At 33.9% G+C, this 14,616-nt stretch carries 7 protein-coding genes; all 7 read left to right on the top strand.

The window, feature by feature from the left end; all coding sequences use genetic code 11:
• Positions 1 to 41 precede the first annotated feature (41 nt).
• The 7 genes from EM932_RS17555 (at position 42) to sov (ending at position 14,047) form a co-directional block, all read left to right on the top strand.
• Positions 42 to 1,379, top strand: a complete 1,338-nt coding sequence (locus EM932_RS17555) for a cytochrome P450 (protein WP_135878512.1) — start codon at positions 42 to 44, stop codon at positions 1,377 to 1,379.
• A 52-nt stretch (positions 1,380 to 1,431) separates the two neighbouring features.
• Positions 1,432 to 1,743, top strand: coding sequence for a GIY-YIG nuclease family protein (locus EM932_RS17550; RefSeq protein ID WP_135878511.1), 312 nt, complete (start codon positions 1,432 to 1,434; stop codon positions 1,741 to 1,743).
• 288 nt (positions 1,744 to 2,031) lie between these two features.
• Positions 2,032 to 2,343, top strand: coding sequence for a GIY-YIG nuclease family protein (locus EM932_RS17545; RefSeq protein ID WP_135878510.1), 312 nt, complete (start codon positions 2,032 to 2,034; stop codon positions 2,341 to 2,343).
• A gap of 183 nt (positions 2,344 to 2,526) precedes the next feature.
• Positions 2,527 to 3,453 carry a tRNA epoxyqueuosine(34) reductase QueG gene (queG, locus tag EM932_RS17540; protein WP_135878509.1) on the top strand — a complete coding sequence of 309 codons (927 nt, stop codon included), beginning with the start codon at positions 2,527 to 2,529 and terminating at the stop codon, positions 3,451 to 3,453.
• A gap of 273 nt (positions 3,454 to 3,726) precedes the next feature.
• On the top strand, positions 3,727 to 6,024 hold the full coding sequence (locus tag EM932_RS17535; protein WP_135878508.1) for an NADP-dependent malic enzyme: 2,298 nt from the start codon (positions 3,727 to 3,729) through the stop codon (positions 6,022 to 6,024).
• A gap of 49 nt (positions 6,025 to 6,073) precedes the next feature.
• Positions 6,074 to 6,655, top strand: a complete 582-nt coding sequence (gene ruvA, locus EM932_RS17530) for a Holliday junction branch migration protein RuvA (RefSeq protein ID WP_135878507.1) — start codon at positions 6,074 to 6,076, stop codon at positions 6,653 to 6,655.
• 6 nt (positions 6,656 to 6,661) lie between these two features.
• Positions 6,662 to 14,047 carry a T9SS outer membrane translocon Sov/SprA gene (gene sov / locus EM932_RS17525; RefSeq protein WP_135878506.1) on the top strand — a complete coding sequence of 2,462 codons (7,386 nt, stop codon included), beginning with the start codon at positions 6,662 to 6,664 and terminating at the stop codon, positions 14,045 to 14,047.
• Positions 14,048 to 14,616 lie beyond the last annotated feature (569 nt).

Below are 14,616 nucleotides of genomic sequence, written 5' to 3'. Positions count from 1 at the left end.
AGTCGAAAGGTTATTTCAGAATCTTATTTAATAATTTAAGCATGCCAAAATACAAGTACCCCAATAAAGTTCCCTTTTATAAATTTTTAATAAAATCATCTACTATAGCAAAGAACCCCATTCCATTTCATAATAAATGGTTTAATGAGGTAGGCGACACGTTTGCAATCAAATCTCCTTTTTATGGACACATCGTTTTAACACGAGATGCTGTTGTTACAAAACACATGCTTCAGAAAAACCATAAGGTATATTATAAATCTAAAATTCAAACCACCTATTTATCAAAATATGTTGGTTACGGTTTATTAACTTCAAGCGGTGATTATTGGTTAAAGCAACGTCGGTTAATTCAACCCGCATTTCATAAAGAGAAAATTCAAAATCTTGTAGAGATTATAGATAACGCTATTAATGTACAAGTAAATAGAATTGATACAGAGGGCTTTGTTGATTTATATCCAATAATGAATGAGTTAGCGTTTGAAGTAGTCGCTAAATCATTATTTAATTTTTCAGCAGAAAGAGACACTTTGAAACGATTACAGTTTATTATTGAAAAACTGCAATTGTTTATTGTTAAAGAATTAAGGATGCCATATAAGAAACTATGGTATACCCTAACAGGCGAGATTAAATACCATATGAAATTGGTAAAAGAGAGCCGAAGTATTATCAATACGATTATTGATCAGAGGCGTGAGTCGGCTGATGAACACGACGATCTTTTAGATATGTTACTATCTGCAACCTATGAAGATGGAACAACCATGACTAACGAGCAATTAATTGATGAAATATTAATTTTGTTTGTAGCGGGTCATGAAACAACAGCTAATGCTTTAACATTTACGTTAAAACTATTGGCTTTAAATAAAGAAGCTTTGACTAAGGTTAAAACTGAGGTTGAAGAAACGAGTGCTAAAAACTTAACACCTCTTCAAGAAATTTCTCAGTTAAATTACACAAAGTGTTGTGTTGAAGAAAGTCTTCGCTTATATCCACCAGCCTGGATAACAGATAGAGTAAATATTGAAGACGATAAAATAGATGACTATGTATTAAAAAAAGGAACCATTATAGGTGCATCCATCTATGAATTACATAGAAATAAAAACTATTGGGACAACCCAGAAGTATTTAAACCATCTCGTTTTTTTGAAGAAAACAGAAAAGGCATCATGCCTTATTATATGCCATTTGGCGCAGGACCAAGATTATGTATAGGTAATAACTTTGCGATGTATGAAATGATTTTAGCAGTTAATACCATATTAAAAAAGTTTCATATATCTACCGATAATAATACGATAAAAACGAACCCTTTAATTACTCTAAAACCTGTTGATGTTAAATTGAAGTTTACTTTAAAAGACTAAAGAGTACTATAATGTCAGGCTGAGCGGAGTCGAAGCCCATAAAAAACTAAACATGTATTTATATTACGTCTACATTATAAAATGCTCAGATGATTCCTATTATACAGGAATAACTAATAATATCGAAAAACGTTTCAAAGAGTATGAATATGGATACAAAAGAGATTCGTATACATATAAAAGAAGACCTTTAGTATTAGAATTTTATCAAGAATTTAATGATGTTTTGCAAGCTATTTATTTTGAAAAGAAAATTAAAGGATGGACTAGAGCTAAAAAGCAAGCATTAATAAATGGAAATTTTGATATGCTTCAAATACTTTCAGAATGTCAAAATGCTACACATTGTAAGTATAAAGATTAAGTTTACGATTGTTAAATTTTTATCTATTTTGTCAGGAGCGCAGTCGAAGCCCTAAAGTTGTTAATCGTTAAATAAGCACTTCGACTGCGCTCAGTGTGACATCATAGAATTCATTTATATTTACACGTATTAATTATAATTTTAAAATAGAAAGCTTAATTAATATAGGTAAGTTACCGTAATGTAGACGTAATGTAGAGCTGAGCGCTTCGGTTACGCTCGAGATAAACTAAAGTAAAATATCAGTTTGTCAGGCTGAGAACACAGTCGAAGCCCATAAAAAACTATATGTATTTATATTACGTTTATATTATAAAATGTGCAGATGATTCCTATTATACAGGAATAACTAATAATATCGAAAAACGTTTCAAAGAGCATGAATATGGATACAAAAGAGATTCATATACATATAAAAGAAGACCTTTAGTATTAGAATTTTATCAAGAATTTAATGATGTTTTGCAAGCTATTTATTTTGAAAAGAAAATTAAAGGATGGACTAGACTAAAAAAACAAGCATTAATAAATGATCAATTTGATATGCTTCAAATACTTTCTGAGTGTAGAAATGCTACCCATTATAAATATAATGAATAAGTTAAATAAGCACTTCGACTGCGCTCAGTGTGACATCATAGAATTCATTTATATTTACAACATAATTATATTAAAAAGAAAGTTTAGCACAAATAAGTTGTGATAATATCAGAAGTGCGTCGAAGCCTCAAGAAAGTATCAGTTGTAATGTCAGGCTGATCGCAGTCGAAGCCCAATAGAAGAATGAATTCAAAATCAAAACATACAACTCTTATTAAAACCGAAGCCAAGCGCCTAGGGTTTTTATCATGTGGTATAAGCAAAGCCCAGTTTTTAGAAGAAGAAGCCCCAAGATTAGAAAATTGGTTAAATAAGAATATGCATGGACAAATGCATTATATGGAAAATCATTTCGATAAACGTCTAGACCCAACAAAACTGGTAGAAGGTTCCAAAAGTGTTGTTACTCTGTTATTAAATTATTATCCATCAGAATTTCAACAAGACAAGACCGCTCCAAAAATTAGTAAATATGCGTATGGAAGAGACTACCATTTCATAATAAAAGATAAACTCAAATCACTCTTAAATTTTATAGAAGAAGAAATAGGAGAGGTAGAAGGACGAGCTTTTGTAGATTCCGCTCCCGTTTTAGACAAAGCCTGGGCAGCAAAAAGCGGATTGGGTTGGATAGGGAAGCATAGCAATTTAATAACCCAACAAGTAGGCTCTTTTTATTTTATTGCAGAACTTATTATCGATTTAGATTTAGAATACGATTTACCAACAACAGATCATTGTGGCACATGTACAGCATGTATTGATGCCTGTCCAACACAAGCAATAGCAGAACCTTATGTAGTAGATGGAAGCAAATGTATTTCTTATTTCACCATAGAATTAAAAGAAAATATTCCAACAGAATTTAAAGGACAATTTGAAGATTGGATGTTTGGTTGCGATGTATGCCAGGATGTATGCCCGTGGAATCGATTCTCGAAACCACATAGCGAACCACTTTTTAACCCGCATCCCGAATTGTTATCCATGACTAAAAAAGATTGGGAAGAAATTACAGAAGATACCTTCAAAAAAGTATTTCAAAAATCTGCAGTTAAGCGTGCTAAGTTTTCAGGTTTAAAAAGAAATATTGAATTTTTAAAAAGATAAATTATGTTGGATGCGAAAACTTACCAAAATGACCAAATAAACCTATCTGCAATATCAGCTTTTAATCAAAAAGGATTTCTTGACGCTCTATACTAGATAAATATAAGAATTTTGACTTTTATCTCAAAGGACAAAACCTGTGCTGAATTTGTCGAAGTGTACCGTTATGGTTTTGCTTTGAGGTAGTTCGTTTCAAAAAATTCTTTTATTGTATTAAACACTTAAAAGGTAAGATAGGATTGTTATATTTGGAGTTTTAAAAATTAGTCCATTATGAGCGAAGAAAGCAAACGAAGAGAGGCCCTTATATATCACGCAAAACCGAAACCAGGTAAGATAGCGGTAGTTCCAACCAAAAAATATGCAAGCCAAAGAGATTTGTCTTTAGCCTATTCACCAGGTGTAGCAGAACCTTGTTTGGAAATTGAAAAAAACAAAGACAATGTTTATAGATATACAGCAAAAGGAAATCTAGTAGCCGTAATTTCTAATGGAACGGCAGTTTTGGGTCTAGGGAATATTGGCCCAGAAGCATCAAAGCCAGTGATGGAAGGAAAAGGCCTTCTGTTTAAGATTTTTGCAGATATTGATGTATTTGATATCGAAGTAGGAACCGAAAATGTTGATGAATTTATTCAAACTGTAAAAATGATAGCGCCTACTTTTGGTGGAATCAATTTAGAAGATATTAAAGCACCTGAAGCTTTTGAAATAGAAAGACGTCTTAAGGAAGAGTTGGATATTCCTGTGATGCATGATGATCAACATGGTACAGCTATTATTTCTGCTGCTGCTTTGATAAATGCTGTGGAATTAGCAGAAAAAAAGATTGAAGAAGTTAAAATAGTAATAAGTGGCGCTGGTGCTGCGGCTATTTCTTGTTCTCGTTTGTACCAAGCCTGTGGTGCAAAACGAGAAAATATGGTCATGCTGGATAGTAAAGGTGTTATAAGAGACGATAGAGAAAACCTTACTAAAGAAAAAGCAGAATTTGCTACGCACAGAAAAATAGATACCTTAGACGAGGCCATGAAAGATGCCGATGTGTTTATCGGACTTTCAATGGCAAATATTGTATCTCCAGACATGTTGTTAGCTATGGCAAAAAATCCAATTGTTTTTGCTATGGCCAATCCAGACCCAGAAATAAAATACGACATCGCTGTTACTACTCGTAAAGATATCATTATGGCTACAGGTCGTAGCGACCATCCTAACCAGGTGAATAATGTGTTAGGGTTTCCATTTATATTTAGAGGAGCATTAGACGTTCGCGCTACAAAAATAAACGAAGCTATGAAAATGGCTGCCGTTAAAGCATTGGCAAAATTGGCGAAAGAACCTGTTCCTGAACAAGTTAATATAGCTTACGGAGAAACCAGACTCACATTTGGTAAAAATTATATTATACCAAAACCTTTTGATCCTCGACTAGTTGCCGAGGTACCTCCAGCAGTAGCTAAAGCAGCTATGGAAAGTGGTGTAGCTAAACAACCTATTACTGATTGGGAAAAATATAAAGATTCACTGTTAGAACGATTAGGTTCTGATAATAAGTTGGTTAGGCTGCTCTTGAATAGAGCTAAACTGAACCCAAAACGTGTGGTATTTGCTGAAGCAGATCAATTGGACGTTTTAAAGGCAGCTCAAATAGTATACGAAGAAGGCATAGCACATCCTATTCTATTAGGTAGAAAAGAAACCATAGAAACGCTTAAAGCAGAAATTGAGTTTGATGCAGATATTCCTATTATAGATCCAAAAACGGAAGAAGAGAACGATCGCAAAAACAAGTATGCTAAAGTATATTGGGAGCAGCGTAAACGAAGAGGCGTAACCTATTATTCAGCACAGCGTTTAATGAGGGAGCGTAATTATTTTGCTGCCATGATGGTTAATGAAGGTGATGCAGATGCGCTTATTTCGGGATATTCTCGCAATTATCCAACAGTAGTAAAGCCCATGTTGGAACTTATAGGTATGGTACATGGCGTGACTCGTATAGCAACTACCAATTTAATGATGACAAAAAGAGGTCCTTTATTTTTAAGTGACACCTCTATAAATATTAATCCTAGTGCGAAGGATTTAGCTAAGATCACTCAAATGACGGCTAAAGTCATTAAGATGTTTGGTATGGATCCTGTATTAGCAATGGTATCGTATTCTAATTTCGGATCATCAGAAAATGAAATGGCATCCAAAATTAGAGAAGCTGTGTCGTATTTGCATCGTCATTTTCCAGATATGAATGTAGATGGTGAATTGCAAACAGATTTTGCTTTGAATGATGATATGCTTCGGGAAAAATTCCCGTTTTCAAAATTGGTTGGAAAGAAAGTAAATGCATTAGTTTTTCCAAACCTTGATTCTGCAAATATTACTTATAAATTATTAAAAGAATTACACGAAGCTGATTCTATTGGACCTATTATGATGGGTATGAAAAAGCCAGTGCACATTCTGCAATTAGGTGCGAGTGTCGATGAAATTGTAAACATGACTGCTATTGCGGTCATAGATGCCCAGCATAAAGAAAAATGGGAGTTAGAAAATGCTGGCAGGAAGTAACTTAATGTGAATAAATTTATTACATTTGGTCGGTTAACGAACAAAATACATGATAACTCATATTCAAGGGAAACTTACTGAAAAAAATCCAACACATGTTGTTATAGAATGTAATGGAGTAGGCTATATGCTAAATATTTCATTACATACGTTTTCTCAAATTTCAGACAATGAGAATTTAAAACTATTTACACACCTTCAAGTTAAAGAAGATTCGCATACACTTTATGGCTTTTCATCTTTGGCAGAAAGAGAGATTTTTAGGCTGCTAATATCTGTAAGTGGCATTGGGGCAAGTACAGCGCGTACCATGTTGTCATCTTTAACCCCAAAACAAGTAAGAGAGGGGATTGCCTCAAATGATGTTGCTTTAATTCAATCCATAAAAGGAATTGGAGCAAAAACAGCGCAACGTGTTATTATAGATTTAAAAGATAAAATCTTAAAGATTTATGATATTGATGAAGTTTCCGTTTCTCAAGGCAATACCAGTAAAGAAGAAGCGTTATCTGCTTTAGAAGTACTTGGCTTTGTAAAGAAACAGGCGGAACGAGTTGTAGATAAGATTATAATTGCACAGCCAGATGCTAATGTAGAAACCATTATCAAACAAGCTTTAAAAAATTTATAGTAGACTTTGAATATAACTAATCTCAAATTTTATAAACTAGTCAAAAATTATCATACTAAGTACAATCGAAGTGCTTTTTTAATTTTAGCTCTACTATGTTCAGTAACAGCGTGGTCTCAGCAGCCTGTTCAGCAAGATTCAGTTAAAACAGGTTTTAGTTTAGGTCGCTTAAAAACACCAAACCCAAACAGTGTAGAATCTAAATACACTTACGATTCTTTTACCAACAGATATATCTACACCGAAAAAATAGGAGAATTTGATATTAACTTTCCAATTATTTTAACACCTGAAGAATACTATGCTTTTGTTGCAAAAGAAAATTTAAAAGCCTACTATAAAGAAAAAATTGATGCTTTTGATGGTAAAAAAGGAGGTGCTAAGGACGAGCAAAAAAACCTTTTACCTGAATTTTATGTAAAATCAGGTCTTTTTGAAACTATTTTTGGAGGGAATACTATTGAGGTTATTCCGCAGGGGTCTGTAGAAATGGATCTAGGAATTTTGTTTTCAAAACAAGACAATCCATCCTTTTCACCTAGAAATAGAAGTAATTTCACATTTGATTTTGACCAACGAATTAGTCTAAGCTTATTAGGAAAAGTTGGTACACGTTTGCAAGTAACAGCAAATTATGATACGCAGTCAACTTTCGATTTTCAAAACCTTATTAAGTTAGAATACACGCCAACAGAAGATGATATTATTCAGAAAATAGAAGTTGGTAATGTGAGCATGCCTTTAAACAGCTCATTAATTACAGGAGCGCAGAGTTTATTTGGTGTAAAAGCACAATTACAATTTGGTAAAACCACAGTTACAGGTGTGTTTTCCGAACAAAAATCACAGGCTAATACTGTAGTTGCCCAAGGTGGCGGAACTGTTGAAGAATTTGATTTGTTTATTAGAGATTACGATGAGAATAGACACTTCTTTTTAGCCCAGTATTTTAGAGGTAAATACGACCAAGCTTTAATTAATTATCCTTTTATAAATAATGGAGGATTACAAATTACAAGACTTGAGGTTTGGGTAACCAATAGAAGTAACAGAACAGAGAATGTTAGAAATATTGTGGCACTTCAGGATTTAGGAGAGTCAGTCGCCACTCAAATAGGGGCACCTGCTCTTAATATTCTTAGACCGGAAGCTGTACCAAATAACCCTAATAATGGGTTAGATCCAACTAATATTGGAGGGGCAGGATCTCAGATAACAGATGCTATTAGAGATGTTGCTACGGCACAGGCAGGAATAACAGTACCTGGAACAACAGAAGGATTTGATTATGCCAAACTAGAAAACGCTAGAAAATTAATAAATGGTCAAGAGTATACTTTAAATTCAGAGTTAGGATATATATCATTAAATCAACGCTTAAATAATGACGAGGTTTTAGCCGTTGCATTTCAATATACCTTAGGAGGAGATGTGTACCAAGTAGGAGAATTCGCCAATGATGGTGTAGATGCTACCGATGTAACTACCAACGCTTCAGGACAAGTAACACAGGTTGTGAATTCTAATTTAATTTTAAAACTATTAAAGAGCAGTGTTACCAGTGTAGAACAGCCTGTTTGGGATTTAATGATGAAGAACATCTATAATACAGGTGCTTTTAATTTAAGCCAGGATGATTTTAAGCTTAATATATTTTATAACGAAGCCTCTCCATTAAATTTTATCAAACCTGTTGAAGGGACGACGTTTCCTCCGTTTGATAATCATACACCGATCGACCCGAATGACGATAAAGACATTATAGAAACACCATTATTGAGGTTATTCAACCTAGATAAATTAAACTTTAATAATGATCCTCAGAGTAATGGGGATGGCTTTTTTGATTTTATACCGGGAGTTACCGTATTGCCTCAAAATGGAAAAATAATTTTCACTAAAGTAGAGCCATTTGGAAGATATTTATTTGATGTATTAGACGATGATGGAAACCCCAATAATAACGATTTTGATTATGATCAGGAAACCTATACCAACCCTAATCAGGAAAAGTATGTTTATGATATTCTGTACAAGGAAACAAAAACAGCTGCTTTAGAGGAGATTGAGAAAAATAAATTCAGACTAAAAGGGCGTTATAAATCTACAGGAGGAGATGGGATTCCTTTAGGCGCTTTTAATGTTCCAAGGGGGTCTGTTAGAGTAACGGCTGGAGGACGTGTTTTAGTAGAAGGAGTTGATTATACTGTAAATTACCAGTTAGGGCGCGTTCAGATTTTAGATGAAGCTTTAAAAGCATCCAATACACCTATTGAAGTTTCAACCGAAAACAATGCCGTTTTTGGTCAGCAAACGAGGCGTTTTACAGGGATAAACGTAGAGCATAAATTTAATGAGAATTTTGTGTTAGGAGCAACACTCTTAAACCTCAATGAAAGACCTATTACCCAAAAGGCAAATTTTGGGTCAGAGCCTATAAATAATACCATCTTTGGATTTAATGGGAATTATTCAACAAAAGTACCTTTTTTAACACGGTTAGCTAATAAGTTACCCAATATTGATACAGATGCAGAATCAAATTTATCAGTAAGAGGCGAGTTTGCATATTTAGCACCAGGATCTCCAAAAGGTACTGATTTTAATGGAGAAGCCACGTCTTATGTTGATGATTTTGAAGGTTCGCAAAATGCTATCGACTTAAAATCTCAGCAATCATGGTTTTTATCCAGTAGACCATTTGATATAAACGGAAATAGACAAGAAGATCCAGAAGATGGACCAGGCATTCAAAATGGTTATGGTAGAGCTTTATTAAACTGGTATAGCATAGACCCTATATTTTATAGTAGTCAGCGTCCTTCTGATATATCGGATGATGACCTCTCTAGTTTATATACCAGTCGCGTATTTATAAACGAGCTGTTTCCGGATAGAGATTTGGTACAGGGGCAAAATACAGTCCTTTTTACACTGGATTTGGCTTATTATCCAGAAGAAAGAGGACCATATAATTTTGAGCCTTCAGCAGAAAGTGGTATTTTAAATAATCCTCAAAATAATTGGGCTGGAATTACCCGGCAATTAACGTCTACAGATTTTGAGCAACAAAATGTCGAGTATATTGAATTCTGGTTACAGGATCCTTTTCAGGAAAACCCAACAAACCCAGGTGGAAAATTAGTATTCAACCTTGGAAATATTTCAGAGGATATTGTTAAGGATGGTAGGAAACTATATGAAAATGGATTACCTCAAGATGGCGACATCAGTTTGTTACAGCCCACAACATGGGGAACCGTGGTACCACAAAATCAATCATTAATCTATGCATTTGATACCACTGGTCAAGAACGAACAAATCAGGATGTGGGGTATGATGGTTATGGCGATAGTGATGAAGCTCCGGTTATTGATGGAGATCCTTTATTAACTTCGATATTCGAGCCGTTTAGAGGGTTGGATGACCCATCAAATGATAATTACACTTATTTTTTAAATACAGAAGGGAATATCTTCGAACGTTATAAAAAATACAATGGTGTTGAAGGGAATACCCCGGAGACATTTACAGATACAGATAGAGCAGCTAATACACAGCCCGATGTAGAAGATATTAATCGTGATAATACTATGAATACGATTGATAGTTATTTTGAATATGAATTGGAAATAACACCAGCAACTTTAAATATAGATACAAACCCATTTATCGTTGATTTTAAAAATTCAGAACCAAGAAGATTCCCTAATGGAGAAACCACTTCTGGTGAAAGTGGATCTAGCCCAAATCCTAAGTGGTATCTTTTTAGAATTCCAGTTGATGTACCCTTGGAAAGATTTGATGATAATACGACACCAGAGAATATACCTTATAAACGTGTTGGAGGTATTACTGATTTTAGATCCATTCGTTTTACTAGAATGTATTTAAAAGAATTTACTGAACCTACAGTATTTCGTTTTGGTACCTTAGATTTAGTTAGAAGCGATTGGAGGCGCTATAAGCAGTCTTTAGATACACAAACGAATAATGATAATGATCCTACAGAATTTTCGTTGGGTATTATAGGAACCATTGAAAATGGAGATGATGGAACATATGTGAGTCCTCCCGGAGTTGAACCAGAAGAATTATTTAACAATAATACCGTAGTACGTCAAAATGAACAATCGTTAGTTGCCAATGTTTGCGATTTAGAATCACAAGATTCTCGTGGTGCATTTAAAAATATCAGTATGGATATGCGTCAATATAAACGTTTAAGAATGTTTATACATGCTCAGGATGATGGTAGTGATGGTTTCCCGGAAGGAGAAGGAGGAAGAGGACGGTTAGTAGGTTTCATTAGAATGGGTAACGATCTTACAGAGAATTATTATCAAATTGAAATTCCTTTATTAAAATCTCAAAAAAATTCAACAGACCCCAATGAGGTTTGGCCCAATGAAAATGAAATTAATTTACCATTAGATATTTTGGGGAAAATAAAAGCTCAGGCAATATCAGATGGACCACTACCAAATAACGACCCAAGATTTTATGATGTTGTTAATGATGAGATAGTTGAAGTAAATAACCAATTTGCAGGGTATGTAACAGATCAACATCGTGTGGCTATAAAAGGGAATCCGAATTTCGGGGATATCAGAACGCTTATGGTGGGAGTTAAAAATACAGATGCTTCTAACATTTGTACGCAAGTTTGGTTTAACGAACTCCGTTTATCAGATTTAGATAACGAAGGAGGATGGGCAGCTGTATTAAGTGTAGATACTAATATTGCAGATTTTGCAAATATAAGTGCAACAGGAAGAAAAAGTACTGCTGGTTTTGGGGGTCTTGAACAAGGGCCAAGTCAGCGTAGCTTAGAAGATGTACAGCAATACGATGTTGTTACAAATATTAATGTTGGACAGTTATTACCAAAAAAGTGGGGTGTTCAGGTGCCTTTTAACTATGCCCAAAGTGAAGAGCTTATAACACCTAAGTACGATCAGTTTTACAAAGATTTAACTCTGGATTCCAGATTAGATGCTGCGGAAACCAAAGACGATAGAGATAAGATTAAAGAACAATCTGAAGACTATACCAGAAGACAAAGTATTAATTTTATAGGAGTGAGGAAAGTTAGAACATCAGATGCGACACCGCGTTTTTATGATGTAGAGAATTTAACTTTAAATTATTCATATAATAAAGTAGAGCATAGAGATTTTGAGATTGAAAATTCTGTTAACAAAACAGTGCGAGTTGGTGCAAACTATGCATTTAATTTTAATCCAATTGAAATAGAGCCCTTTAAGAAAAGCGATTCGCTGTTTAGAGGGAAATACTGGAAAATTTTAAAAGATTTCAATGTTAACTTATTACCAACAAGTTTTACCATTAACACGGATGTTAATAGGCAGTTTAATAGACAAAAGTTTAGAGAAGTTGATCTCACTGGAGGAAACATTGGTATAGAGGAACTATTTAGAAGAAACTACACATTCGATTTTCAATACACCATTAACTACAATTTAACAAAATCGTTACAATTAAACTTTAGGGCAGCCAATAATAATATAGTACGTAATTATTTTAAAGATGATATTATTAATGGAGAGCAAGATCCAACATTAGATGTTTGGGATGGTTTTCTAGATTTTGGAGATCCAAATAGACAAAATCAAGATTTGGGAATCACATATCAGTTACCAATTAATAAAATACCAACATTTAGCTTTCTTGATGCGACTTATCAATACACAGGTAATTTTCAATGGCAAAAAGGCTCGGATTTGTATGGTGATATTACATTACCAGATGATCCTAATACCACTTATGATTTAGGAAACACTATTTCAAATTCAAGTGTTCATAATATTAATTCAACTTTAGATATGAAAAAGTTGTATAAATATATTGGATTGGTGAAAAAACCTATTAAAAGAGTACGCTCTAGGTCAGCTTCAAATGGAGGAGCACCTCCAGGGCCCGGTGGAAAGAAAAAAGCACCGCCAAAAGTAAAGAATCAATCGGTTACAAAAATATTAAATGCAGGTATAGATATTTTAACAAGTATAAAAAGAATTCAAGTTAATTATTCAGAAAATAGTGGAACATTTTTACCAGGATATTTACAAACACCAGGTTTTATAGGGACTTTAAAACCAACAACAGCATTTACATTTGGTAGTCAAAGTGATGTGAGGCATCTTGCAGCAAGGAGAGGCTGGTTAACCGTTTTTCCAGAATTTAATCAACAGTATACAGCAACTAATACAAAACAACTTGATATATCTGCCAGTTTAGAACCAGTCAAAAGTTTAAAAATTGACATTGTGGGAAGTCGTGGCTACCTTGAAAATTATACCGAAAACTTTAAAGTTACTGAAAATGGAGATACTTATGAATATGAGTCGCTAACACCAAATACCTTTGGTAATTTTAATATATCAACTGTTTTATTAAAAACAGCATTTAGTAAAAGTGACGAAACTACTTCTGAAGCTTTTAATGATTTTAAGGCAAACAGACTTATAATAGCTAGGAGATTAGCTGCGAGAAATGGAGTTAATATGACTCTCCCATCTAATTTTGAAGATGATAATTTAAATGGTTATCCAAAAGGTTATGGAAAAACCAGTCAAGCCGTATTGTTGCCTGCTTTTTTAGCAGCCTATTCCGGTCAAGATGCCAGTAGTGTGAAGCTAGGAGCATTTAGAGATATGCCTATTCCTAACTGGGATTTAAAGTATTCTGGTTTTATGAAATTTAAATGGTTTAAAAAGCGTTTTAAACGTTTTTCATTAACACACGGGTACCGTTCAACATATACAATAAACCAATTTCAATCTAATCTAGATTATGAGGCCATAGATCCAACTTTAGATTACGATAATCAGGCACTTAATACTAAAGATCAATCTGGTAATTATAAAAATGAACGTTTGTTAAGTAACATTAACTTAACAGAGATGTTTAGCCCTTTGGTTAGGCTTGATTTTGAAATGAAGAATTCCGTTAAAATCTTAGCAGAAGTTAGAAAAGACAGATTGTTATCACTAAGTTTTGATAATAATTTAATGACAGAGGTGCAAGGAAATGAGTATATTATAGGTTTAGGGTATAGAATTAAAGATTTAAAAATACGCTCTAAATTAGCAGGACCAAGAAAACGTGTGGTAAGCGATTTAAACATGAAGGCAGATATCTCTGTAAGAGATAATAAAACGATTATTAGATATTTGGATCTGGAAAATAATCAAGTAACATCTGGGCAAACAATTTGGGGTGTAAAATATTCTGCAGATTATGCGTTTAGTAAAAATTTAACAGCACTCTTTTATTTTGATTACTCGTTTTCAGAATATGCTATCTCTACAGCATTTCCACAAACCACTATTCGCTCTGGTTTTACTATCAGGTATAATTTTGGGAATTAATTTAAAAAAGGGGTCTAAGGTGCTCATTAAGGAATGACCATCAGGCATCCCCGACCCCTTCGTAAGAATAAAGCACAAAAGCTTTGAAGCCTAGGAGCATAGTATTGGATGGCGCATTGGCGCGACGTCGAAGTTTTGTGCCTGGTTCTTCTCGAGCGCAAGAGAGAAGAAATTCCTATCGAAGGGGGCGTCCTTTCTTTTGTTACTTTTCTTTGGACGCGCAAAGAAAAGTAAATAATAAAATATAAATCTTTTTTAAAAGATGTGGGTACACCGTAGCTTCCGACAGGCAGGCTCCTAAATAGCTACGCTATATACGTTCAAGTAAAATATATTTTACTCTCCGTAGCATTCGGAATGACATAGTTTCTTTACTGAAATTCAGTTTCAATTTAAAAAGGCAGAGTATGATACATAAATTGAAACAAAAAACATTAATGTCTTTATACCATTTCTTTTGTTAATTTACTCAATAAATTGTATATTGTAGTATGGCAAAACAAATAGATATAGAAATAAAAGAGAGTGAGTCTGAACTAAAGTCACTACTAAATAATCAGAGCCAACTT

This window comes from Flavivirga rizhaonensis, from assembly GCF_004791695.1.
Classification (GTDB): Bacteria; Bacteroidota; Bacteroidia; order Flavobacteriales; family Flavobacteriaceae; genus Flavivirga; species Flavivirga rizhaonensis.
The sequence above is the reverse complement of the archived record's forward strand: the minus strand, read 5'-3'. Positions and strand labels throughout refer to the sequence as shown.